The organism is Bacillus sp. SORGH_AS_0510, from assembly GCF_030818775.1.
In the GTDB taxonomy this organism is placed as follows: Bacteria; Bacillota; Bacilli; order Bacillales; family Cytobacillaceae; genus Neobacillus.
On the sequence record NZ_JAUTAU010000001.1, the window covers coordinates 2026515 to 2051584 of the forward strand.

General features: G+C 36.7%; 29 protein-coding genes. 26 read left to right on the forward strand and 3 right to left on the reverse strand.

Annotation, left to right across the window (positions count from 1 at the left end):
* The first annotated feature begins 9 nt into the window (after positions 1 to 9).
* From spoIIAA to lysA, 8 genes are all read left to right on the forward strand, one after another.
* A complete protein-coding gene (gene spoIIAA, locus QE429_RS10310) occupies positions 10 to 360 on the forward strand; it encodes an anti-sigma F factor antagonist (protein WP_307286916.1) in 351 nt (116 codons plus the stop codon).
* Entirely contained in the window at positions 361 to 801 is a 441-nt protein-coding gene (gene spoIIAB, locus QE429_RS10315) for an anti-sigma F factor (protein WP_307286917.1), read from the forward strand.
* Positions 802 to 813: 12 nt separating this feature from the next.
* Positions 814 to 1572: an RNA polymerase sporulation sigma factor SigF gene (gene sigF, locus QE429_RS10320; protein WP_307286918.1), complete on the forward strand. Its 759-nt coding sequence runs from the start codon at positions 814 to 816 to the stop codon at positions 1570 to 1572.
* A gap of 114 nt (positions 1573 to 1686) precedes the next feature.
* Positions 1687 to 2310, forward strand: a complete 624-nt coding sequence (locus tag QE429_RS10325; RefSeq protein WP_307286919.1) for a stage V sporulation protein AA — start codon at positions 1687 to 1689, stop codon at positions 2308 to 2310.
* Positions 2297 to 2722 (forward strand): stage V sporulation protein AB, encoded by a 426-nt coding sequence (locus QE429_RS10330; protein WP_307286920.1) that lies wholly within the window; start codon positions 2297 to 2299, stop codon positions 2720 to 2722. Before QE429_RS10325 ends, QE429_RS10330 begins: the two co-directional genes overlap by 14 nt.
* An 80-nt stretch (positions 2723 to 2802) precedes the next feature.
* Complete coding sequence (gene spoVAEA, locus QE429_RS10335) at positions 2803 to 3378, forward strand: stage V sporulation protein SpoVABEA (protein WP_307286921.1); 576 nt, start codon at positions 2803 to 2805, stop codon at positions 3376 to 3378.
* Positions 3365 to 4855 carry a spore germination protein gene (locus QE429_RS10340; RefSeq protein WP_307286922.1) on the forward strand — a complete coding sequence of 497 codons (1491 nt, stop codon included), beginning with the start codon at positions 3365 to 3367 and terminating at the stop codon, positions 4853 to 4855. Before spoVAEA ends, QE429_RS10340 begins: the two co-directional genes overlap by 14 nt.
* Before the next feature lie 161 nt (positions 4856 to 5016).
* On the forward strand, positions 5017 to 6321 hold the full coding sequence (lysA, locus tag QE429_RS10345; RefSeq protein ID WP_307286923.1) for a diaminopimelate decarboxylase: 1305 nt from the start codon (positions 5017 to 5019) through the stop codon (positions 6319 to 6321).
* Positions 6322 to 6356: 35 nt separating this feature from the next.
* Here the strand turns inward: lysA and QE429_RS10350 are convergent, their stop codons facing one another.
* On the reverse strand, positions 6357 to 7223 hold the full coding sequence (locus tag QE429_RS10350; RefSeq protein WP_373463246.1) for a DUF1002 domain-containing protein: 867 nt from the start codon (positions 7221 to 7223) through the stop codon (positions 6357 to 6359).
* Positions 7224 to 7708: 485 nt separating this feature from the next.
* On the opposite strand from QE429_RS10350, the gene QE429_RS10355 reads away from it, so the two are divergent.
* Positions 7709 to 8059, forward strand: coding sequence for a GNAT family N-acetyltransferase (locus tag QE429_RS10355; protein ID WP_307286925.1), 351 nt, complete (start codon positions 7709 to 7711; stop codon positions 8057 to 8059).
* Positions 8060 to 8080: 21 nt separating this feature from the next.
* Here the strand turns inward: QE429_RS10355 and QE429_RS10360 are convergent, their stop codons facing one another.
* The gene (locus tag QE429_RS10360) at positions 8081 to 8605 is read right to left on the reverse strand and encodes a DUF309 domain-containing protein (protein WP_307286926.1); all 525 of its coding nucleotides are present in this window, start codon (positions 8603 to 8605) and stop codon (positions 8081 to 8083) included.
* A gap of 110 nt (positions 8606 to 8715) precedes the next feature.
* Positions 8716 to 8805, reverse strand: a complete 90-nt coding sequence (locus QE429_RS10365; protein WP_307286927.1) for a YjcZ family sporulation protein — start codon at positions 8803 to 8805, stop codon at positions 8716 to 8718.
* A 206-nt stretch (positions 8806 to 9011) separates the two neighbouring features.
* On the opposite strand from QE429_RS10365, the gene QE429_RS10370 reads away from it, so the two are divergent.
* The 17 genes from QE429_RS10370 (at position 9012) to QE429_RS10450 (ending at position 24942) form a co-directional block, all read left to right on the forward strand.
* Positions 9012 to 9749, forward strand: coding sequence for a segregation/condensation protein A (locus QE429_RS10370; protein WP_307286928.1), 738 nt, complete (start codon positions 9012 to 9014; stop codon positions 9747 to 9749).
* A gap of 16 nt (positions 9750 to 9765) precedes the next feature.
* Positions 9766 to 10353 (forward strand): SMC-Scp complex subunit ScpB, encoded by a 588-nt coding sequence (gene scpB, locus QE429_RS10375; RefSeq protein WP_307286929.1) that lies wholly within the window; start codon positions 9766 to 9768, stop codon positions 10351 to 10353.
* Between the two features lie 117 nt (positions 10354 to 10470).
* Positions 10471 to 10890: a hypothetical protein gene (locus tag QE429_RS10380; RefSeq protein WP_307286930.1), complete on the forward strand. Its 420-nt coding sequence runs from the start codon at positions 10471 to 10473 to the stop codon at positions 10888 to 10890.
* Between the two features lie 31 nt (positions 10891 to 10921).
* Positions 10922 to 11410 (forward strand): YpuI family protein, encoded by a 489-nt coding sequence (locus QE429_RS10385; protein ID WP_307286931.1) that lies wholly within the window; start codon positions 10922 to 10924, stop codon positions 11408 to 11410.
* A 141-nt stretch (positions 11411 to 11551) separates the two neighbouring features.
* Positions 11552 to 12442: a superoxide dismutase gene (locus QE429_RS10390; protein ID WP_307286932.1), complete on the forward strand. Its 891-nt coding sequence runs from the start codon at positions 11552 to 11554 to the stop codon at positions 12440 to 12442.
* Between the two features lie 125 nt (positions 12443 to 12567).
* Positions 12568 to 13710 (forward strand): D-alanyl-D-alanine carboxypeptidase family protein, encoded by a 1143-nt coding sequence (locus tag QE429_RS10395; RefSeq protein ID WP_307286933.1) that lies wholly within the window; start codon positions 12568 to 12570, stop codon positions 13708 to 13710.
* Positions 13703 to 14290 carry a nucleoside recognition domain-containing protein gene (locus tag QE429_RS10400; RefSeq protein ID WP_307286934.1) on the forward strand — a complete coding sequence of 196 codons (588 nt, stop codon included), beginning with the start codon at positions 13703 to 13705 and terminating at the stop codon, positions 14288 to 14290. Before QE429_RS10395 ends, QE429_RS10400 begins: the two co-directional genes overlap by 8 nt.
* Before the next feature lie 5 nt (positions 14291 to 14295).
* A complete protein-coding gene (locus QE429_RS10405; protein ID WP_307286935.1) occupies positions 14296 to 14832 on the forward strand; it encodes a spore maturation protein in 537 nt (178 codons plus the stop codon).
* Between the two features lie 143 nt (positions 14833 to 14975).
* Positions 14976 to 15713, forward strand: coding sequence for a 23S rRNA pseudouridine(2605) synthase RluB (gene rluB, locus QE429_RS10410; protein ID WP_307286936.1), 738 nt, complete (start codon positions 14976 to 14978; stop codon positions 15711 to 15713).
* Positions 15714 to 15810: 97 nt separating this feature from the next.
* Positions 15811 to 16335, forward strand: coding sequence for a thiol-disulfide oxidoreductase ResA (gene resA / locus QE429_RS10415; RefSeq protein WP_307286937.1), 525 nt, complete (start codon positions 15811 to 15813; stop codon positions 16333 to 16335).
* A 20-nt stretch (positions 16336 to 16355) separates the two neighbouring features.
* Positions 16356 to 17978 carry a cytochrome c biogenesis protein ResB gene (gene resB / locus QE429_RS10420; protein WP_307286938.1) on the forward strand — a complete coding sequence of 541 codons (1623 nt, stop codon included), beginning with the start codon at positions 16356 to 16358 and terminating at the stop codon, positions 17976 to 17978.
* The gene (ccsB, locus tag QE429_RS10425) at positions 17979 to 19163 is read left to right on the forward strand and encodes a c-type cytochrome biogenesis protein CcsB (RefSeq protein WP_307286939.1); all 1185 of its coding nucleotides are present in this window, start codon (positions 17979 to 17981) and stop codon (positions 19161 to 19163) included.
* 384 nt (positions 19164 to 19547) lie between these two features.
* A complete protein-coding gene (locus QE429_RS10430; protein ID WP_307286940.1) occupies positions 19548 to 20264 on the forward strand; it encodes a response regulator transcription factor in 717 nt (238 codons plus the stop codon).
* Complete coding sequence (locus QE429_RS10435) at positions 20261 to 22039, forward strand: ATP-binding protein (RefSeq protein WP_307286941.1); 1779 nt, start codon at positions 20261 to 20263, stop codon at positions 22037 to 22039. The genes QE429_RS10430 and QE429_RS10435 overlap by 4 nt, the downstream gene beginning before the upstream one ends.
* Before the next feature lie 280 nt (positions 22040 to 22319).
* The gene (gene sigX, locus QE429_RS10440; RefSeq protein ID WP_307286942.1) at positions 22320 to 22871 is read left to right on the forward strand and encodes an RNA polymerase sigma factor SigX; all 552 of its coding nucleotides are present in this window, start codon (positions 22320 to 22322) and stop codon (positions 22869 to 22871) included.
* Positions 22846 to 24039: a hypothetical protein gene (locus QE429_RS10445; protein WP_307286943.1), complete on the forward strand. Its 1194-nt coding sequence runs from the start codon at positions 22846 to 22848 to the stop codon at positions 24037 to 24039. The genes sigX and QE429_RS10445 overlap by 26 nt, the downstream gene beginning before the upstream one ends.
* 165 nt (positions 24040 to 24204) lie before the next feature.
* Complete coding sequence (locus QE429_RS10450; RefSeq protein WP_307286944.1) at positions 24205 to 24942, forward strand: peptidoglycan DD-metalloendopeptidase family protein; 738 nt, start codon at positions 24205 to 24207, stop codon at positions 24940 to 24942.
* The last annotated feature ends 128 nt before the right edge of the window (positions 24943 to 25070 follow it).

The following is a 25070-nucleotide window of genomic DNA, read 5'->3' on the forward strand; positions in this document are numbered from 1 at the left end:
CCGGGGATAGTGAGTCTTAATATTAATATGGAAACAAAACATGACGTATTATGCATTCGCTTAAGTGGTGAACTGGATCACCATACAGCTGATGATTTACGGCAAAAAGCAACTGCAGTAATTGAAAAGAATGAAATTCGTCATATTGTCTTAAATTTAGAACACCTTTCCTTTATGGATAGCTCTGGATTAGGAGTGATCTTAGGAAGATATAAACAAATTAAACAGGTGCACGGTGAAATGGTTGTTTGTGCAATTTCCCCTGCAATTCAAAGATTATTCGACATGTCTGGTTTATTTAAAATTATCAAAATGGAACCGACTGAGGAATTTGCATTGCAAAGATTGGGGGTGGCCTGAGTGAAGAATGAAATGAATCTTCAATTCAGTGCGTTAAGTCAAAATGAATCGTTTGCCCGTGTAACTGTTGCTGCTTTTATTGCTCAACTAGATCCAACAATGGATGAATTAACGGAAATAAAAACAGTTGTCTCTGAAGCCGTAACAAATGCCATTATACATGGATATGAAAATGATCCGAGTGGTACGGTTTTCATCCAAGTAATTATTGAAGATAACATGATTGATATGACAATAAAAGATAATGGATTAGGTATTGTAGATGTGGAAGAAGCTCGTCAGCCATTATTTACAACAAAGCCGGACTTAGAACGTTCCGGCATGGGTTTTACCATCATGGAGAATTTCATGGATGAGGTAGAGGTTCATTCACAGCCGGGTCGAGGAACCGAAGTCAGATTACGAAAGCATTTACAATCCCGCAAAATGCTTTGCAATTAAGGAGACTTGCCGATGGATGTGGAGGTCAAGAACGATAAAAGTCAAACGTATTTAAAGGATCATGAAGTGAAAGAGCTCATTAAAAAGAGCCAGGATGGTGACCAGGGGGCACGAGATCTTATTGTAGAAAAGAATATGCGTCTTGTCTGGTCTGTCGTTCAAAGGTTTCTTAATAGGGGCTACGACCCTGACGATCTATTTCAGATTGGGTGTATCGGCTTATTAAAATCAGTAGATAAGTTTGACCTTTCCTACGATGTTAAGTTTTCCACATATGCTGTACCAATGATCATTGGTGAAATCCAACGATTTATCCGCGATGATGGAACAGTTAAGGTTAGCCGGTCACTCAAAGAAATGGGAAATAAAATCCGAAAAGCCAAGGATGAATTATCGAAAGTACTTGGAAGAATTCCAACTGTTAATGAAATTTCTGCCCATTTAGAGCTTTCGCCAGAAGACGTCATTCTTGCCCAAGAGGCAAGCAGAACACCTTCGTCTATACATGAAACTGTGTATGAAAATGATGGTGACCCTATTACATTACTTGATCAGATTGACGATGGTAATGAGGGGAAATGGTTTGATAAAATTGCCCTGAAAGAAGCAATTCGGGAATTGGATGAACGAGAAAGACTTATTGTTTATTTACGCTATTACAAAGATCAAACACAATCAGAAGTTGCTATGAGGCTTGGAATTTCACAAGTTCAAGTTTCAAGGCTTGAGAAAAAGATATTACAGCAAATGAAAGACCGTATGGATCTATGATCCAACGGTTTTTTTATTGGAAAAAAATGTGCTTTTTATCCATTTATACATGAAATGATTAGTTCCAAACCATACTATTTATACGAGGATATTATTGTGTGGGAAGTGAGTGTTTTGGATAAAACAATCTACATCCGCATGCGGAATCGTGTTCAGGCCCAACCTGATGGAAAGATTTGCTTAAAAGATGTTGCTCAAATAATTGCCCCAGAAATGGTTCTTCCCAATTTAAAATCTATGATGATTCATCAACTTACAGAAAAGGACCGTAATATTGTTGTTATTGATGTAATGAAAGTAATTCAACTAATAACAAATAAGTTTGAAGATTTGGAGGTACAAACGATTGGTCCTGCTCAAACAATTATTGAAGTCATAGTAAAGAAAAAGGGAGTGTCTATCCCCTTTTTTCTATTGATTTGGTTTCTATTATTTTTTGGTTCTGCCATGGCAATCATGAATTTTCATGATGATGTCAGTATGAGAAGTGTCCAAGAAAAGCTGTATACCATGATTACAGGTCGTAAAGAAGCAAAACCATTATTATTTCAAATTCCTTACTCGATAGGTTTAGGACTTGGAATGATCCTGTTTTTTAATCATGTTTTTAAGAAACGAATTAATGATGAGCCTAGTCCTCTTGAAGTTGAGATGTTTAATTATCAAATGGATTTAGATAATTACGTAATCATTCATGAAAATAAAGAAAGTATGAAGCAACTCCATGACAACAATTAAAATTATCGCTGTAAGCTTTCTGGGAATTGCAAGTGGGTTAGCAGTAGGATCTGGCTTTGTTGCTTTTCTTACTGTCCTGGGAGTGATTCCAAGATTAACTCAACTTACAAAGACAATGAAGATGATCCAACAGTATGAATGGGCAGTAGTTATTGGGGCATTAACAGGGGTAGTTGCAAGCCTTAGAGATCCAGTATTACATATTTGGCCGTACACTTTAATTCTCTTAGGAGTGACAGGTGGGATCTTCGTTGGGATGTTAGCTGCCGCACTTACAGAAGTACTAAATGTTTTACCTATACTTGTAAAAAGAATTCGATTGGATGGGGAAATTATCATATTAATTATGGCGATTGTGCTCGGGAAAATTGTTGGATCACTTTTTCAATGGCTATATTTTGTGGATCATTAAATAAATAACTGTCTAGCAAAGCACAGCAGATTCACTCATTAGCTGGTGCATACGCTTTTCTAATGAAAGGACATCAAAGAATGAGTAATCGGAGACGAGTCATTCTAGTAACTGACGGTGATGAATATGCAAAAAGAGCTATCGAGCATGTTGCTCGTGAAATTGGCGGTCGCTGTATTTCCCGTTCACAAGGAAATCCGTCTAGATTAACCGGGCCTGAGATCGTCCGGTTAATAAAAGAAGCGCCATTTGATCCTGTATTAGTTATGTTTGATGATAGCGGCATCGTTGGGGAAGGTGCTGGCGAGAAAGCATTAAAATATGTTGCTAAACATAAAGACATTGAAGTGTTGGGCATCATTGCAGTTGCAGCAAAATCAAGACATGAGGAATGGGCCAGGGTAGATGTGAGCATTGACCGTGATGGGGAGTTAACTCCCTATGGTGTTGATAAATTTGGTATAGCTGAACTTGAAGTCGGAAGAATAAACGGAGATACAGTTTACTGTCTTGATGATTTGGATGTACCAATTATTGTAGGTGTAGGTGATGTGGGGAAAATGGCGAGGCATGACTCCTATAAGCAGGGTTCCCCTATTACAAAGAAAGCAGTAGAGCTAATACTAGAAAGGAGCGGCTTCCATGGCAAGAAGTAACGAGCAAAAATGGCCAATCCCTGAATCGGTCCATGAAACAGAGAATTATATGAAACAACGAGTAGGACTGGGAATTAGTTTTGATCTAGGAGTTAGAAAATTAAACGTTCTCAAGACAGATGTACAAATTTATTTCTGTAATGGTTTGTGTGATACTCGTTTCGTTATTGAATTAATTGAAGAGTTGGTACAACTCAACGACCATGAAAAACAATCAACAGACATATATAAACTTATTTATAATCGTCTTCTTAATCAATCTGTTCAGCCGATAAAAACACTTAATGAACTGGTAGACTTTGTATTATCTGGATTAATAGTAGTAGTAATCGATGGGGTCGATATTGCTCTTGCGGTAGATGTTAGGAGTTATCCCGGGCGTTCCCCTCAAGAACCTGATACTGAAAAAGTGGTTCGTGGTTCCCGTGATGGATTCGTAGAAAATATTATATTGAACACCGCTTTAACAAGAAGAAGAATTCGTGATGAACGCCTTCGTTTTGAGATGTTAAAGGTAGGAGAACGGTCAAAAACAGATGTGGCACTAGGTTACATAGAGGATGTTGCCGATGGAGATTTAATCAATATTCTTAGAAAAGAAATCCAAGCCATTCAAGTTGACGGCATACCTTTGGCTGATAAAACACTGGAAGAATTTATCTTAAAACAAGGATGGAATCCCTTCCCAATGGTAAGATATACGGAGAGAGCAGATGTAGCTGCTGCACATCTTTTAGAGGGACATGTAATCATATATTGTGATACTTCTCCTAGTGTAATCATCTCACCAACAACCTATTTTCATCATGTACAGCATGCTGAAGAATTCCGTGAATCACCTGCAGCAGGAACATTTGTCCGTTGGACCCGTTTTTTAGGTGTACTCACATCTATTCTATTACTACCTTTGTGGCTATTATTTGTTCTAGAGCCTTCTATGTTACCTGAAAAAATTTCGTTTATTGGACCCAATGAACAAACTAATATTCCTGTTGTTGTCCAATTAATTCTGGCGGATTTTGGTATAGAGTTTTTACGTATGGCCGCCATACATACACCAACCCCATTATCAACAGCGATGGGTTTAATTGCAGCGGTCTTGATTGGTCAAATTGCAATTGATGTAGGTTTGTTTGTGCCAGAGGTCATTTTATATGTAGCTGTTGCAGGTATTGGTTCCTTTACCACTCCAAGCTATGAATTAGGTGTAGCTAATAAAATGTTACGGATAACATTGACTATTTTGGTTGCTTTGTTCCACGCACCGGGTTTTATCATAGGTACCACCTTAATGTTTATTTATCTAGCTAAAATGCGCGCACTTAATACACCATATTTGTGGCCATTTCTCCCTTTTGAGCCAAAAGGATTTATGCAGATTGTCTTTCGCAGAGCCATTCCTGGTTCATTACTTAGACCAAGCATTGTTCATCCAAGGAATCGTTTCAGACAGCCACCAAAAGCAAACGAGAAATAATTGCGGTTTTATTTCAGGTGTGCTAAAGTAATTTTAATTAAATACAGTGTTAAAGTATTGTGAATAGGCAGTATCTTACGTAGATTCTGTCTATTTATTATTATATTTTTTAGCACTGTCTACATAAACTATAGTGAATGGTATGGAGAGTGGGGAAGGAAATGTATTTTTACGGGTCAACAGGGATAAATAAAAGTGGAAATTTAGAGATAGGAGGAGTCGATGCTATTGAATTAGCGCAGACATTTGGTACTCCTCTTTATGTATATGATGTGGCATTAATGAGAGAAAGAGCTAGAGGCTTCAAGAAGACCTTTGAAGACCAAAATATTAATGCACAAGTGGCGTATGCAAGTAAAGCGTTTTCGACCGTAGCGATGATTCAGTTAGCCGAAGAGGAAGGGCTATCACTTGATGTTGTATCGGGAGGGGAACTATATACAGCAATTGTTGCTGGATTCCCTGTTGAACGAATCCACTTTCATGGAAACAATAAAAGCCGTGAAGAATTGGAAATGGCTTTGGATCATCAAATTGGTTGTATTGTTGTTGACAATTTTCATGAAATTGAGCTTTTAAAAGCTATTTGTCAGGAAAAAAATGCGAAGGTAAGCATTCTTTTGCGTATCACACCAGGAATTGAAGCACATACCCATGATTATATTTTAACTGGTCAGGAGGATTCGAAATTTGGATTTGACCTTCAAAACGGACAGGCAGCAAAAGCGTTAGAAACGGTACTTGATTTCCATTATTTTGATGTCCTTGGTTTGCACTGCCACATCGGTTCTCAGATTTTTGAAACTACAGGGTTTTTACTTGCGGCTAAGAAAATTGTAGAAAAGATGGCAGAGTGGAAGAAGACCTATTTATTTGAAGCAAAAGTGTTAAATTTAGGAGGCGGTTTTGGAATCCGCTATACGAAAGAGGATGAGCCCATACCTCCAGCACAATATGTAAGTGAGATTATTAAAGAAGTAAAGAAGTTAACGAAGCATTATACATTAAAAATGCCTGAAATTTGGATTGAGCCTGGCCGTTCACTAGTAGGTGATGCGGGCATTACACTTTATAAAGTAGGTTCGTCTAAGGAGGTTCCAGGTGTAAGGAAATATTTGGCGGTGGATGGTGGTATGAGTGATAACATCAGGCCAGCTCTTTATAGTGCTAAATATGAGGCGGTTCTTGCAAATAGACCTTTAGCAAAAACAAATGAGACAGTCTCCATTGCAGGAAAATGTTGCGAGTCTGGTGATATGTTAATTTGGGATTTACCGCTTCCTGAAACTGAAGAAGAAGATATCCTCGCTGTATTTTGTACAGGTGCATATGGCTATTCCATGTCAAATAACTACAACAGGATCCCTAGGCCAGCTGTTGTATTTGTTGAAAATGGGAAAGCTACACTAGTTGTTAAAAGAGAAACATATGAAGATCTTGTTAAACATGACCTACCATTAAAATAATCGAAAAAGCTGCCCACAAGAGGCAGCTTTTTCAATTACGAGAAGATGGATTTGATCGCATCAATCAGCCAAATGAAAAATTGCTTAATCTTTTCTAAAAAGCCTTGTCCTTCTTCAGAAGAAAGAAACTTAGAAATTCTATCTTTTGCCTTATTTAACTGGTCACTCACTTGGTTCCAGTCGATGTTTAAATCTTTTAACTTATTAAATAAGTCCATTAACCTCTGCATTTCCTCATCGGTAAGACTAACGTTTAAATCTTTGGCAGCCTGTTCAATGATTTTACGTAATTCTTCGTCATTTTGTGGTTTATTTTTGGCAATTTCCTCTTTTACTTTTGCTATTAATGCAGCAGCATTTTTTTCGCCAATTGAATCTCCAAGTTTTGCTGTTTCAACCATTTCCTGATTTGCTGCCTGTTTTACATCCTCTGGAATGGCTTTATCGGCTGAGATTTCATAAGCCTTTATAATTCCTGTTAAGGCAGCAGTTCCTGAAACTGAAATAGGTGCTGTGATATAGATGTTTGCATCCTTAACACCAGCGGTAATTAGAGCATTAACATACATCTCATCAGTTACCCAATTGATATTATTCGTCTTTACTGTAATACCAGAACCTTTTGGAGCAATGGTGATAGCAGAGGATGAAATAGCTTTTGTTCCAATAAGCGACTTGGCTACATACTTTCCTAAATATTGATGTTCCTCTTGATTGGAAACAGTGACTATTTGTACATCCTTAGGGGCATTCATTTCCTCTAAAAGTTTATTTTTCTGGTCTTCTGTGAGATTTTCACCTAATGTGACAATCATATCGCCTTCAACCATGTCAGCAAAGCTTCTAATCGGTTGAATGAAAATCAACGTTATCAGTAATAAAATAAAAAACTTTTTCATTATTTTCCTCCTTGACGTTTTAAAGCTAATTTATTATTACCCTGCTCTTTTATAATATAACCGAATCCTTTAATATAAACGAATAAAAGGATAAAGAAGTTTCATAGTTTATAAACTTTAGCTTTTTACATTTGGAAAACTTGTAATAGTAAATAGATTATTTCGGTTTTTTGGTGTAGAATGAGTGTCAAGAATGAACTCGTTCGGAGGAAGTATGATGAAAAGAAACTGGGTATTATTTAGTATACTTATTGGAATTTCTGTCATTCGGGGAATAATTTACTGGCTGTTTATTGGGCCCAGTCAAAAGTAAATGTAATTTTTGTCATTGCTGATTGCCCATTAATTATGTATGATGGTCATTAGTGAAACACTATAAATGAAAATACATATAATAAATAAAGGTTTATTAATAATTAGTTTGGTAAAAATATACTATTGTTAAACCAAAGTTACCAATGGTTTATTTAATATAATGAGGGATCAAAATGTTAATTCGGTATAAGAAAACATTCGAAAAAATTGCAATGGGATTACTGTCTTTTATGCCTAATGAAAAGGACTTAAAAAAGCTTCAGTTAACCATGAAGGAATATGAGACAGAAGAGAACTGGCAACTTTTCTTATGGAAAGAAGAAGATATTATTGGGCTGCTCGGGGTTCTATATCATAACGAAGAAAATACTATTGAGATTCAGCATATTTCTGTAAACCCATCCCACCGGTATCAAGGTGTCGGTAAAAGGATGGTCAAATCATTAAGAGAGATGTATGCAGATAAAGTCATTGTCCCAAATGAAAATACTGCTCCATTTATCGAAAAATGTGATGTATGTTAAACAAAGAAGCAACGAATAAAATTATTCGTTGCTTCTTCTTCTTATGTTCAGTGATTGAATTCGTTCTTGGATCACATCAGTTCGATCTCTTAGTTTGTGCCGTTGAATGATAGTGACATTGGCGAAATCACTATCTTGTCCCCATCGTATATTTAATTGGTTGCAGATTGCAATACACTGTTCCAATAATAAGGGATCACTAATTGGTAATTGAAAACTTTTGTAAGTTTGTTCTGATGTAATTAGGGCTAACCGCTCAGATAAAATTTGAAGAAGTGGCTGTGGATCCAAGCCCAATTGTTTTAAGGTTTCGTTTTGATTCTCAAATATGGTTATTGCCTTTTCTAATGTCCGTTTTGCGCCATTAAAGTTATTTAAACGGTGATGATAGGTGGAAACAGCCATTAGAATCAGACCGACCCAGATTGAATCTTTTTTTCTAGGGGCGGTTTTTTTCCAATATTCTTCTAGTACTTCGTGACATTCGAAATAATCTCTATCACCATGAAAGTGGGCTAAAAATTGAATGTATTCATCAGGATACAAGAAATTTCCCTCCATCTAATTTTACGATTAGTTTATCATACAATGCTGTTCCTTTAGTATAAAAAGAAAAAACCCGTCAAAAATGACGGGTCTGCACCTCTGCTTATTTTTTAATAAACCCAGGAAGCACCAACAATGATTAACAAAATGAATAGAACGACGATTAATGCAAAACCATTACCAAAGCATCCATCAGACATATTCAAATACCTCCTAAAAAGTTTTGTACTTTACCTTGTCATCATATGTAGGATATTTGTCCATTGTTATGGGCAATCATCTATTTTGTAATAAAGCACATAAGTAAGGATTTTTCTATTGGATAACACAAATGAATCCTCTATACTATTAGTAGTCGTATTGACATATAAATAATTTTACTTTATAGAATTTTGGTGAAATATAAATGCCATACCAGGTGAAAATTGATGCATTTGAAGGGCCGTTAGATTTACTTCTCCATCTAATTAACCGGCTCGAAATCGATATATATGATATTCCAGTGGCTCAAATTACTGAGCAATACCTTTTGTATATTCAAACAATGAATGAGCTCAAATTGGATGTTGCCAGTGAGTTTTTAGTCATGGCTGCTACCTTACTTGCGATTAAGAGTAAGATGCTACTTCCAAAACATGAGGAAGTCCTAGTCGATGAGGACACGGACATGTCTTATGAGGAGGACCCCCGAGACGAACTTGTAGAACGTTTAATTGAGTATCGAAAATATAAAGAAGCAGCACAGGACCTTAAATCGATGGAGGAAGAACGGGGGCTTATGTATACAAAGCCGCCAAGTGATCTTTCTGATTTTGCAAAGGAAAAACCAGAAAAGACGGAAATAAATGTTTCTTTATATGATATGTTAGCTGCATTGCAAAAGTTGTTACGGAGAAAGAAGCTGCAAAGACCATTGGCAACTAAAATTACGCGGCAAGAAATTTCTATTGAGACACGAATGATAGAGATTATGGATGAATTAAAACAACTTAGAGGGAGAAAGAATTTTAATGATTTATTCCCATATCCAGCCAAAGAACATATCGTAGTAACCTTTTTAGCCGTTTTAGAGCTTATAAAAAGAAAAGAGATTGACGTGGAACAACAAGAAAACTTTGGTGAAATCTTTGTTGAAGCCGTGTAGGAAGGGGCCAATCAAAGTGGATATTATAAATTGGACAAGCATATTGGAAAGTCTTTTATTTGCTGCAGGTGATGAAGGACTATCATTAAAACAACTGGCAGAAGTATTAGATGTGGATGAATTGAAAGCAAATGAGGTTATTGAGGATCTAAGAAAAGAGTATGAACAAAACGGAAATAGAGGCATTATGATTGTACAGTTGGCGGGCACATACCAGCTGGCTACAAAAAAAGAGAACGCTACTTACTTAAAAAAGCTGGTTGATTCTCCACACACCTCTACTTTATCACAGGCAGCATTAGAAACCTTAGCCATTGTTGCTTATAAACAGCCAATTACTCGTGCGGAAATTGAAGAAATTCGTGGGGTTAAAACGGAAAGACCATTGCATACATTGATGTCAAAGGTCTTGATTAAAGAGGTAGGCAGGGCAGAAGGTGCTGGAAGAGCGTATTTATATGGTACCACAAAGGAATTCCTTGATTACTTTGGTCTTAAAAGTCTAGATGAACTGCCACAGCTCCCAGAAAAAGTGGAGGATGAATATATCCAAGAAGAAGCGGATTTATTTTTTGAGAAATTTCAAGAAACGATTAACTCTTAAAAGTGATATCTTCATGACCAATTTATGCTAAAATAAATATACGTTTTCAAAATGATTTATCAGTTGTCTGTTCATGATTAATAGCAACTGAGGATTTCAATAAGGGGCGGGATCATCTTGCAGATTAAAGAATGTAAAGGTTTTGAATTGGAAAAAGAAAAATCAAATACTTCAGAGGACTTTTTTAACAGAAGTGAAGTAACTTTTATTGACAACGGAGAAGAAAGAACCCTGCATGTTCTATATGTTAGGTATTTTGATGAGTTTCTCCAAGAGTTGACTCCATACAAACAGGACCCGATAATGGTTCAGAATGAAAATGAAATCTTTTTTAGGGATATCGTCGCTCTCTGCTGTCTTATAAAAAATCCAGGGTTGCGAAACAGAAAACGCCTATATATTAATTCGAAAAATGAGTTTGCTTCCTATTTTCAGGATATTAATTTTGATAAGTTACCTGAAGTTATTCATGCTCTAAAACAAAAAAAGAGCTTCGATCTTCAATCACCACTTGAATTCATTTTGCAACCAAAATAAAGAATATTGAAGTAAAACTAGGGAGGTAACTATGGGGAACTCGTTGGTAAAATCGCAACTTAATGATGTGAAAGAATTTTTAAGTAATTCCATTTCAATATTAGAAGATTTTTTAAATGAAACTACCATCTCACAAATGAATTTAAATAATGAAGAAGAGCGAAAGTATAATAAATTAATTTTTTCTAATTTGAGAAAGTTACTTGTTTATAGTGAAGAAAGCTTAGAAACATGTTCTATCATTCTACAAAACGACCCTTTTCAAAAAGCGGCAGCAGAAAAAACACTTTATAAAATCTATCATCAATGCATCGAGGAGTTTTTCTCGCCGAAGAATGATGCGTGGTATGAAGATAGCAGATCAGCCTATACGGGCAGAAATTCAATAAAATTTTACCGTACAGTGTCTGATACGGTCGTACAGCTTGTCAAAAGTTTAGAAGGTGACTTCCAGCGCGTAAGAGAAGAACTTGAATACTATGAAACAGATTACCGTACAAAGATGATTCAATCAAAATAAAAAAATTAATGAAGGCTGTCCTTTTATAAAGGGCAGCCTTTTATAGTTCTTTATAAGAATGGTTACTCATACCCTTAAGGTAGACTACAACTGCTAGCCGACAGCTTATATATGTAATGGCTGATAGAAAAGAGGGGTAAAGTGAATCGTTTTAGTCAATATGTCAGCGAATTGTTTAAGTGGAACGAACAGATGAAACAATTTCTTCAATCCGAAAAGGTAGAGCAAGACTCTGAATTATGGGAACAACTTGATACATTTTCTGAATTGATTGAGAGTACTAATCGAGAGTTGTCAAATGAGGAGCTGTTAGGTCTCCAAACGAAAGCAGAACACATTCATAATGAGATGGAAGCTTATTTTAAGAGAAAACAGGAAGTTGGTAACATTTGGATAGTTGAAAAGAAACTTGCACCTGGTGGTCATTCGCTCCCTGACCTACCATATGCTTACGATGCTTTAGAACCCTATATTTCAGAGGAGATAATGAAACTTCACCATGATAAGCACCATCGTTCATATGTCGATGGTTTAAATCGAGCGGAACTTAATCTAAAAAAAGCCAGAGAAACGAATGATTTTTCATTAATAAAGCATTGGTCAAGAGAGTTGGCCTTTCATGGTTCTGGCCACTACCTTCACACGATTTTTTGGAAGAATATGAGTCCGAATGGTGGAGGTAGTCCCCAAGGAATACTAATGGAGGAAATTGTAAGCTATTTTGGTAGTTTTGCTGCTTTTAAAAAACAGTTCACTGAAGCTGCAAAACAAGTAGAGGGAGTGGGCTGGGCCTTATTAGTTTGGGCACCACGAGCAAGACATTTGGAAATACTACAATCAGAAAGACATATGCTGTTAACCCAATGGGATACCATTCCACTATTGGTATTAGACGTATGGGAACATTCGTATTATCTCCAGTATAAAAATAACAGAGCCGATTACGTAGAACACTGGTGGAATATTGTGAATTGGCATGACGTAGAGATTCGATTTGAAAAAGCAGCTGATATTAAATGGCCTGCATTCTAATGGGGAATAAAAAGCATCCGAATGGATGCTTTTCCTTTACTAATAATTGTCATATCAGTCCTTGTCCTGCATAAACTTGTACAAAGCCGACATGTAGAAGTTAAGAAGGAGACGAGGTTGATCTAATGAGAATGATATTAAAGCTAGTAATTTTTACCCTCTTGGTCACACTGTTCATTACAAACATTCCTCAGAAGGTGGATGCTTCCGTTTCCGTAAGTGCCGCAAGTGCTGTGCTAATTGAACAGAATACGGGTCGAATCCTATTCCAGAAAGATGCACACACAAAAAGAAGAATTGCAAGTATCACCAAAATTATGACCGCTATTCTCGCGATTGAATCTGGTAAGATGAATCAATACGTCAAAGTGAGTGAAAAAGCAACTCGGGCGGAGGGCTCATCCGTATATTTAAAACCTGGGGAGAAAATAAAACTAAGTGACTTAGTATATGGATTGATGCTTCGATCAGGGAACGACACAGCCGTAGCAATTGCGGAGTACGTTGGGGGCAGTGTAGATGGTTTTGCTTATTTGATGAATCAAAAGGCAAGGGAAATAGGGATGTATGATACTCATTTCTCAAACCCACATGGTCTCGATGACCATGAAGAGCATTATTCCTCTGCCTATGATATGGCCATTTTGATGCGATACGCCATGCAGAACAAAACGTTTAAAAAAATCTCAGGTACGAAGGTACATCGTGCCCCGAATCCAACTGAAAAGTGGGACAGAGTATGGAAGAATAAAAACCGCCTTCTTTCAAAATATGAATATTGTACCGGGGGAAAAACAGGATATACAAAAAGAGCAAAAAGAACACTTGTAACCACTGCGACCAAAGGGGATATGAACCTCATTGCTGTCACCTTAAATGGACCGGATGATTGGAATGATCACATTTCGATGTATGAGAATGGTTTTAAGGGATTTGATATGGCCGAAGTCATTTCAAAAGGAAAAATAGACATAGAAAAATCTAAATCATATAAAGGAAAACTGTACGTTAAGAAGTCCATAGTCTATCCGGCAACGAGCGAAGAAATGAAATTATTTTCTGTAAAATATAAGTTAAATAAGACCGGGAGTGGAATAAAAACAAAGAACAAGGAAGTAATAGTTGGAAAGGCTGCAGTCTATTTAGACGGGAAAGTGGTGCAAGAAACACCAATATATTATCAAAATTCTATTAAAAAGAAGAAAGGTTTATTTGATTTTATCAAGGAAATCTTTCTGACGATCATTGGTGTGAAGGCTTATGGTTAATTATATTTGGGTGTTTATGACTGTTATTGGGATAGTATTTGCGTTATTTAATGGCACTATGGAGGCAGTCAATAAGGCTGTCTTTGATGGAGCAAAAGAGGCTGTAACTTTGTGTATTGGTCTTATCAGTGTCCTTGTATTCTGGCTGGGTATGATGCGAATTGCAGAAGAGTCTGGACTACTAGAACGCCTCTCAAAATTCTTTCGTCCGATTGTAAAAATTCTATTTCCAGAAGTACCTACAAATCACCCGGCAATGGGATATATATTATCAAATATGATCTCTAATATGTTTGGATTAGGTAATGCAGCTACTCCTCTAGGGATTAAGGCAATGGAAGAATTAAAGAAACTAAATGGCGGTAAAAATTCAGCGAGTAGGTCGATGGTTACCTTTTTAGCGATTAACACAGCTAGCATCACTATAATACCGACAACCGTTATCGCCATTCGCATTAACTATCATTCTGTGTCCCCTACAGAAATTGTAGTTCCAACTATCATTGCAACTATTATATCGGCTATTGGTGCAATCCTGATTGATCGTTACTTTTATTACCGTAGAAGCCGAAAAGGATGAAAAGTATGCAGCTAATCTCTGTTATTTCGTTAACATTTATTCCTTTACTTATCGGGTTTATCCTTATATATGGCACAATGAAACGTGTTCCAACTTATGAGAGTTTTGTTGAAGGGGGAAAAGAAGGGATAAAAATTGCCTTCTCCATCATTCCCTTTTTAGTTGGGATGCTTGTGGCAATTTCTATTTTTAGAGCTTCGGGTGCATTGGATGCATTAATGGATTGGATTCGACCATTCATGAAAATGATGGGGATACCAGCTGAAATTGTTCCGTTGCTTATTATTAGACCAATATCAGGAACAGCGGCACTTGGGATGACCAGTGACTTAATTGCAGTTTATGGGCCAGATTCGTTTATAGGCAGACTAGCCTCTATTTTGCAAGGAAGTACAGATACGACTTTCTACGTGTTAACTGTATACTTTGGTGCCGTTGGAATAAAAAAAATGGGGGACGCGTTAAAAGTTGGCCTCATTGCCGATGTATTTGGAATTATCGTAGCTATTGTGGTAGTTGCCTTTGTTTTCGGAACTAAATAGTCTTAGATAGAAGGCATGTTCAAATTTGAACATGCTTTTTTATTTTTCTTTTACTATAAAAAAATCCCTTACTTTGAAAAGTAGAGAAATTGTGTCATAATTCATTAAGATGGATTTTGGATTGAGAAATATGAGGTGGAAAAATGGAAAGATTACAAAAAGTTATTGCCCGTGCCGGCATAGCTTCAAGAAGAAAATCTGAAGAATTAATTAAAGAAGGCAGAGTAAAAGTAAATGGGAAGGTAGTAACTGAACTTGGCCTAAAGGTTTCTTCTTCTGATCGAGTAGAAGTAAATGAAATTCAAATTGAGAAAGAAGAACCGGTTTATTTCCTTTTATATAAACCAAGGGGAGTAATATCCAGTGTAAGTGATGATAAAGGTAGAAAAGTGGTCACCGATTTCTTCCCTATGCTAAAAGAAAGAATTTTTCCAGTAGGGCGTCTGGATTATGATACATCTGGACTTCTATTAATTACAAATGATGGAGAATTCTCCAATCTGCTCACCCATCCAAAAAATGAAATTGATAAGGTTTATGTAGCAAAAGTAAAGGGAATTCCTCTAAGAGAAAACCTAAGGAAATTGGAAAAAGGAATTCAATTGGAAGATGGGAAAACTGCACCAGCAAAAGTGAAATTTCTATCTGGTGACAAGAAAAAACAAACGGCTATTGTTGAGATTACGATTCATGAAGGACGGAACAGGCAGGTTAGACGAATGTTTGAAGCGATTGGCCATGAAGTATTAAAGCTAAAGCGCGAACGATATGCATTTTTAACATTACACGGATTAAGAGCTGGAGACGCAAGAGAATTAACTCCGCATGAGGTAAAGCAGTTAAGAGCATTTGCGATGGATTCATCTAAGAAAAATTCATAAATTCGTCACATTTACTTTCTTATGTTAGCACTATGTTAGTGTTGGTAAATGTTATAATTTAGACAAACTGTGTCATGGAGTTACTGGAGGTTTTTTTATGAAGAAACGGCGATTAGTGATGAGGTCCATAATTTTACTTGTACTAGGTGCTGCCGTTGCCTATTCACTGTATGCAAACTTAACCAAGGATAACAAACAGAAAGTGGCAGTTGGGGATATGGCTCCTGATTTTGCATTGGTAGACATGCAAGGAAATAAACACCGCTTATCTGAGTATCGAGGACAGGGAGTGTTTTTGAATTTCTGGGGAACATGGTGTCCACCATGTAAAAAGGAAATGCCATATATTAATAATCAATACCATCAATATAAGGACCAGGGTGTTCAGGTTTTGACTGTAGACATTCAAGAGCCGGAACTCGCTGTTCAACAATTTGCAGAGCGCCTTAAGCTTGATTTTCCAATTATGATTGACACAGATAAAGAAGTTATGACTACATACGGTATTGATCTACTGCCGGCAACCTTCCTGATTGATAAAAATGGCAAGGTAGTTAAGTACCATACTGGGGAACTGACTGAATATAAAGTTAAAGAGTTTATGGAGAAAATAAAACCTTAAGGTTATAGGGAGTTTTTACAATGAAAGATGTTAAATGTGAATGCGGGCATGTGAATCCACATGGGACGGTGCTATGTGAAGCCTGTGGAAAAGTGCTGAATGAACAAGAAAATGACAAACAGCTACTTGACATGCGATATGAAGGAAGTGCACGCCGCTCACAAACATATAACAAAACCTTTATTGATAAAATTTGGAATTTCTTCTCATCTGTAAAGGTTGGCGTTTGGCTTATCATAATTACCTTGATTGCTTCCACACTTGGAACCATTCTACCGCAGAAAATGTATATTAATCTGCCGCCAGAAGTCTATTATGAACAGGAGTATGGCTGGTTTGGGAAGTTATATTACCAGTTAGGCTTCGATGACTTGTATGGTTCGTGGTGGTATCTACTATTAATAGCTATGATTGGAATCTCTCTTGTCATTTGTAGTCTTGATAGAGTTGTTCCATTATACAAAGCATTAAAAGCACAAAGAGTGACAAGACATGAAGGTTTTTTGAAGCGTCAGCGAATTTTTGGTGTGAACCAACATAGTGATCCAAACGATCTATCTACCATTAAAAAGCATCTAAAGGATAGACGCTACCAGGTTCGTGAAGAAAATGGAGATTTGTTAGCTGAAAAAAATCGTTTTTCACGATGGGGTCCATATATTAACCACATTGGGTTAATTATATTTTTGTTTGGTGGAATGCTGCGGTTTATTCCCGGTTTTTATGTGAATGAGGACCTTTGGGTTAGAGAAGGTGAAACCGCTGTAGTACCTGAAACAAATGGTCAATACTTTATTAAAAACAATCAATTCATTCTAGAACACTATGATAAAAATAAAGATAAAACGTTTGAAAAAGCCATAAATCGTGCCGGAGAAGTGGTGAAAAATTACCAATCAAACGTTGTGCTTTATGAACGGGTAGGAAAGAATCTACCAGGTGAGAAACCGGAGCTTAAGAAAGTTGAAGATTATAAAATACAAGTAAATAAACCTTTATCCTATAAGGGCTACTCCATTTTTCAGTCTTCGTTTCGCTCTGAAATGAGTGCAATGTCATTTTCCTTAATAAATAAAAAAAACAATCAATCGTTTGGTAATCTTAGAGTGGACCTCCAAGATCCCAAAGATAAATATGATTTAGGTAAGGGGTATTCGGTAGAAATTCTTAACTATTTTCCTGATTTTGAATTTGATAAAAATGGGGAGCCGACTACCAAATCACGAGTACCAAATAACCCTGCTTTCGTATTTCGTATGATCACTCCTGATAAACCAAAGGGAGAAACAAGTTTTATTGCCATAAGACAAAATATTGAACCATTTGGTGATAACACGTATAAGATTGCTTTTGCAGGCATAGAAACAAAAAATGTCTCAGGATTTATTGTTAGAAAAGATTCATCGTTATGGGCCATAATTTTAGGTGGAATTATTTTTATGATTGGTGTTATACAAGGATCCTACTGGAACCATCGTCGAATCTGGGTACAACATAAGAATGGACAGGTTTGGGTTGCCGCTCACACAAATAAAAATTGGTATGGGTTAAAGAAGGAAATAGAAACAATTTTAGCAGATACCAAACTCGGTATTCCAGAGGACCAACTTCAAAAGGAAAATCTAGATAAGGAGGGAGTCTAGATGGCAACACTAAGTAGTAACTTATTATTTGTTTCTTTTATTCTTTACTTAATAGCGACGTTGTTCTTCGGCGGCTCTATTAAATCGAAGAAGGATATTGATGATAAGAAGGGAACCAACAGATGGGGACGAATCGCAGTCTTTTTAACAATAGTTGGTTTTATTTCACAACTTGGTTATTTTATCACTAGATGGATTGCTGCTGGACATGCTCCAGTTAGTAATATGTTTGAGTTTACTACATTTTTTGGTATGGCTCTTGTTGGTGCATTTATTGTTATTTATTATATTTATCGAACAACACTACTTGGATTATTTACCATGCCTGTAGCACTACTAGTTATTGCTTACGCTAGTATGTTTCCAAGAGACATTACTCCGCTAATTCCAGCACTTCAAAGCTATTGGCTGCATATTCATGTGACCACAGCAGCAATTGGGGAAGCCATTCTGGCAATTAGCTTTGCAGCTGGTTTAATTTATTTAGTTAAGGCAATTGACCAAACTAAATCTAATAAGCAAACCTTTTGGCTTGAAATAGTTATGTTTGCTTTAGTTACAGTGCTTGGCTTTGTTGCCGTATCATCTATATTCTCAGGTATGGGTTATCATGAGAAATTTAATTGGATAGATAAACATGATAATGAGGTAGTAGTTGAGTATACTATGCCTGCTCTTGTCGGTCCACATGAAGGTGAATTAGTAACTAAAAATGGATTTAAGCCATTGCTTGAAGTGCCAGCATTCATCAACGCAAAAAAATTAAATACAGTTATTTGGTCATTATTCGGCGGTTTGTTGCTATATAGCTTATTGAGACTAATATTAAGAAAGAGAATTGCAGCCTCGCTAAAGCCACTTGTAAAAAATATTAAGCTAGATTTTGTGGATGAAATTAGCTATCGTTCTGTGTTAATAGGCTTCCCTGTGTTTACTCTTGGTGCACTAATTTTTGCCATGATATGGGCTCAGATGGCCTGGTCTCGTTTCTGGGGCTGGGATCCAAAAGAGGTATGGGCTTTAATCACATGGCTGTTTTATGCGGCATTTTTACACCTTCGCTTGTCGAAGGGATGGCATGGAGAAAAATCAGCATGGCTTGCAGTTATTGGGTTTGTCATCATTATGTTTAACCTAGTTGCTGTAAACTTAGTCATCGCAGGACTCCATTCATATGCAGGATAAATAAACTGAAAAACCATAAATTTTATAGCCTTCACTATTATAGTGAGGGCTTTTTTTAAATTTGCATATGTTAAGATACTTTGTTAATTTTTAAGCTCTGTTGATTGGAGCACAAGGCGCGAAGACTCCTGTGGGAGTATGGTTCAGGAGAGACCCCGCAGGCGCTTTTCTCCGAGGAGGCTCGCCGAAACACCCACGGAAAGCGAAGCGCCTGGAGTGGAAATCTACAGACAAAATAAAGAAAGCCTAAAATAAAAATCTTTTGTCGATACTAAAAGTAAGACCAATTGTCAAATAATTGACACATTTATAGGAGTATTTACTACGAAAAGATAGCAAATTGCGGTACCATTTTGTAAAATAAACTCCATGGGGGGATTAATAATGGATAAAGACGTTAAAATTTTAGTAGTTGATGATGAAGAAAGAATTCGCCGCTTATTAAAAATGTATCTTGAGCGTGAAGATTATACAATAGATGAAGCTGAGGATGGAAATGAGGCTTTGACCAAGGCTCTTACAAACGATTATGATGTCATTCTGCTAGATTTAATGATGCCTGGTAAGGATGGAATCGAAGTCTGCCGGGAATTGAGGGAGAAAAAGGCAACTCCTGTTATCATGCTGACAGCAAAAGGTGAGGAAATAAATCGTGTTCAAGGATTTGAAGTCGGCACAGATGATTATATTGTCAAACCCTTCAGCCCTAGGGAAGTAGTTCTGCGTGTAAAGGCCCTGCTTAGAAGATCATCACAAACGACATATCTTCAGACTGAAACCACAACAAAAGATGTCATTGTATTTCCGCACCTAACTATTGATAATGACGCTCACCGAGTCACTGCTGATGGTAAGGAAGTAAGCTTAACACCAAAGGAATATGAACTGCTTTACTATTTATCAAAAGCACCTGATAAGGTTTTTGACCGTGAACAATTACTTAAAGAAGTTTGGCACTACGAATTCTTTGGAGATCTACGTACTGTAGATACTCATGTAAAACGACTTCGAGAAAAATTAAGTAAAGTATCAGAGCAAGCAGCAAGAATGATTGTAACCGTTTGGGGAGTGGGCTACAAATTTGAGGTAGTTAATGAATGACCTTTTTACGAAGCGTAGTAGGTAAACTTTGGTTTACCATTCTTTTATTGGTCTCATTTGTTTTATTTATCTTAACCGTCATGCTCCTAGAATTTTTCCAAAACAACAACATTCATGAGACTAAAAGTAATCTTACGAATACGGCTGAGAAGATTGCACATGTTTTGGAAGAACATCCAAATGAGAAATTTCCACTTGGCTTGGAAATATCATGGGAAATTATTGATGATGTTACTAAAGTGGTCATTATAAAAAATGAAAATGAAATCTACTACTCTCCGAATACGGAAAATGAAAAAAAATTAACTTTGTCAGATATAAAAAGTGATAAAGAGTTAGTAAAGGTTTTTCAAAATAAATCAGTTGAAAAAGTTTCTGACCTTTCAATGAATAATGGAAAAAAGGAATCAAATTATTCAATAATTGGTGTTCCGTTGCATTTGCCGGGAGACAAACAAGGTGCTGTGTTTATTTATCAGTCACTTAGGGTAATGCAGGAAACAACTCGCTCGACAACAAAATTTATCTTGCTTGTCGCGGGAGTTGCTATCATATTAACAACCATATTTGCTTTTTTCCTTTCAACGAGAATAACAGCTCCATTAAGGAAAATGAGAGAAGCAGCTTTTGAAGTGGCGAGAGGAAAATTCGATACGAAGGTTCCCATCCTTACCCATGATGAAATTGGAGAACTGGCAACTGCCTTTAATCAAATGGGCAGACAATTAAAGTTTAATATGAATGCATTGAGTCAGGAGAAAGAGCAGCTTGCAAGTATTTTAAGTAGTATGGCTGATGGAGTTATTACTTTTAATCGGGACGGTACAATCTTGATAACGAATCCACCGGCTGACCGATTCCTTCAATATTGGTACTATGAAAAAGGCGGAATTCCGTCAGAGGTGGAAGCAATTCCATCCCAGGTAATGAACCTCTTCCAAAAAGCTGTGGATACTGAAAAGGAACAGGTGGGGGAAATCTCACTTCAAGGGCGTCATTGGGTTATTTTAGTGAGTCCGCTTTACAGTAACCAATTTATCCGTGGTGCCGTTGCTGTGTTAAGGGATATGACTGAGGAACGGCAGTTAGATAAGATGAGGAAAGACTTTATTGCTAACGTCTCTCATGAACTTAGAACGCCTATTTCTATGTTGCAAGGGTATAGTGAAGCAATAGTAGATGATATTGCAGAGTCTCAAGAAGAGAAAAAAGAAATGGCGAAGGTCATTTATGATGAATCGTTAAGAATGGGGCGCCTTGTTAACGAACTGCTTGATCTTGCGCGAATGGAAGCAGGACACCTTCAATTAACAATGGAAGAAGTGGAACTTTCTTCTTTTATCAATCGCATTATCCATAAATTCCAAGGCTTAGCAAAGGATAATGAAATTCAACTGATGGTAGAAATAGTTGAGGGTATTTCCACTGTATCATTTGACCCTGATAGAATTGAACAGGTCTTAACCAATTTAATTGATAATGCCATTAGGCATACCCCTAGAGGCGGTTTAGTTAAATTAAATGTTTCAAATGATGATCATGCAATAAAAATAGAAGTTAAAGATTCTGGGTCTGGAATTCCAGAAGAAGATTTACCATTTGTTTTTGAACGTTTTTATAAAGCAGATAAAGCGAGAACAAGAGGAAGAGCTGGAACCGGTCTTGGCTTAGCTATTGCAAAAAATATTATTGATGCCCATCGCGGGCATATCTCCGTCCAAAGTAAAATCGGTATAGGAACGACATTTTCCTTCCTAATTCCTCGAAAAAAGTAAGATTTCCAAATATCTTGCCGATTCTTCTTGATTCACGAGAAACATTACAGAGGCAAGAAGGTGAGTTGCTATTTTATGGAAAGCCCATTCGATTTGGATGGGCTTTTTTTATCAAATTGAATTTGATAAACAAATTATTATGGGGAATTACTTCCAGTAAATACCTTCCTTTTTGACAGAAAAAGGTCTATATTTAATAAAGAAGTAGCTGAATCTGGTATAGGGTGTAACCTTTTATACATATCTATCGACTATTATTAATGAACGGGGAGGGGAATTGATGGACTCCGTTTTCGATGAACTTTATCAAAAATATCATCATGACGTTTTTCAATTTCTATTTTATATGGTCAGAAATAAAGAACACGCAGAAGATCTTGTCCAAGAAGTCTATATTCGGGTATTTAAGTCTTATGATCGTTTTGAAGGAAAGAGTAGTGAAAAGACGTGGCTGTATTCGATTGCAAGAAACGTTGCTATCGACTTTTTTCGTAAACAAAAAGGCTGGAAGGAAAGAATACTAGAAAAATTTGATTGGTCAACCAATCAAGTGAAGGATGAGTATCCTATTCCAGAAGAAATGACTGTACAGCGTGAAGAAATTAAATGGGTGTACAGATGCCTGCAATACTGCACTATGGACCAAAGGGCAGTCATTATTTTACGCTATTTACAGGATTTATCTATCACAGAAACGGCCCAGGCATTGGGTTGGACCGAAAGTAAGGTAAAAACAACACAACACCGCTCCTTAAAGATTTTAAAAAGGCATATGGAAATGTTTTATGAAAAGGAGGGATTGTCTAGTGAAAAAGTCAGAGTGGAGCGATAGAGAAATTGAAGAGCTTTTGATGCAAATGCCTAAAATAAAGGACCATCGGAATCCTCGTGACATTTATCAAAATATTTCTCTAAAAAAGCGGAGAACGAAGACATGGGTGTTGCCAAGTTTGGCTACTGCAGCTGCAATACTACTTTTTTTCATTTTGGTCCCTAAATTAATGGTGGGTACAAATTCCTCTTCTGATAAACAAGTGGGAATGTCGAAAATAGAATCAGAGCAAAAGGATTCTGCTCAAAAGGATCATTCTACCGTTGCCTTAAAAAAAGAGGAATCTTCTCCAAATGAAAAGTCCATGTCAGGAACGGCTAAAAACGAAGTCATGTCAGCAAGTGCTGATAAAACAGCGATCTATACTGAAGATGTGGGAACCGGAAAGGTATTGACCTACTGGATTCCGGATCAACAAGCTCAAATCCTCATTCCTATTTCTACAGTAGTAGAGGCATCTAATAACAAATCATGGCTGACGATTTTTAATGAAAAAATGGCAAACTTAAATGAGGAAGAATGGGGTCTTACCGACTACTATCCTTTAAATATAACGATGAGTCTAAATTCGGATAATTCAACACTTCAAGTGGATCTTCCAGCTAATCATCAATACGGACAAGGATCAACCAATGAAACAAGTTTTATCAATGTAATCAATAAAGATATTTCGTCAAACAGCGATATTAAAAAAGTAAAATTTTCAACGAACGGTGAACCAGGAATTGAGTTGGGGAATTATGGGGTTAAAACAGAACTCAATATAAGTGCAGGTAAGAATCATGCCTTTTTCTTTTACTATCCAGAAGGAAGTAAAATTCCTTTCTTAACACCTTCGATCACAACGTATTCTGATATTAATACGGCTTTTGAAGCTATGAAGGCGGATCAAGCAGATTTGGGATTAACGGCTTCGCTTCCATCATTATTACCGATAAGTGATGTTTCTATTATGGATAAAACCTTAGTTGTATCATTTAAAGGGAATACAGTTCTGCAGGATAACCAAGAGACTGTCTATGCATTTGAGGCATTATTGTTAACTGCAAAGGATTTTGGGTTAGAAAAAGTTTTGGTTAAGGACTCATCACTAAAAGCACTAGGGCCATTTGATTTAACAAAAGAAAACCAGGTGCCGTTAGCACCAAATATGCGTGTATTACAATAAAGAAAAATCAACCACTTTTTGGTTGATTTTTTTTGTATAAAATTTCGGATTCCTCCATATTATAACAAGTATGTGTAATTACCTCTTCAAAAGCAATATGGTCTAAATACAATGGTTATTACATATTGTTGAGCAGAGGATCAGTTTAAGGAGGAAATGTAAGGAATGCGTGACTACATAAAAAGGTTTCTTATTGCCATAATTATGGGGCTATGTGTCAGTTTATTGTTTTTAGGTGGAAGGCATACTGAGGCAGCAGGTGCACCTGAAACAACTGGAGCAAAGGAGCACTGGATTTGGCCTTCTGATGGAGTAATATCCGATACGTATGGTACACGAAAGGGAAAACATAAAGGAATAGATATTGCTGGAAAAGTGGGTACCCCAATTCTCTCCGTTGAGGATGGGGTGGTTGTAAAATCCTATTTTTCTACTACATATGGTAATGTAGTTTTTATTAAACACCCAAGTAACTTTGTTACCGTTTATGCCCATCTTAACAATAGAAATGTGATAGCTGGTCAAAAGATTAAGCAGGGTCAAATAATCGGCAGAATGGGGAAAACAGGACAAGCTACAGGTCCTCACCTTCATTTTGAAACACACGAAATAGAATGGAGATATGACAAGAAATTTGCACTGGACCCGGAAGTTCTCCTAGGAAAAGCGGATGTTGGTGAATCGGTGCAAGCCGGGGTAGCTAGTATAGGTGATGTTTTAGAGGTGAGTTCACATTACCATCCAACTTCTGGACAGAAAAATAATGATACTTATATCGTTAAACAAGGTGATACCCTGTTTTCGATATCTAAGGAAAGGAATACATCAGTAGAAAAAATAAAAGAATTAAATCAGTTAACAACAGATTTGATACGACCTAAACAAGTATTAATTATTCAATAACTTAATTAGGCTGACTCAAACCAAAAGATTCATTTGAGCCAGCCTTTTTTTAATTATGTTACAAAAATACTAAATAAGAATCCTTTTACTTAACAAATGCTTCTTCCTCCTTTATAATTAAATTTGTA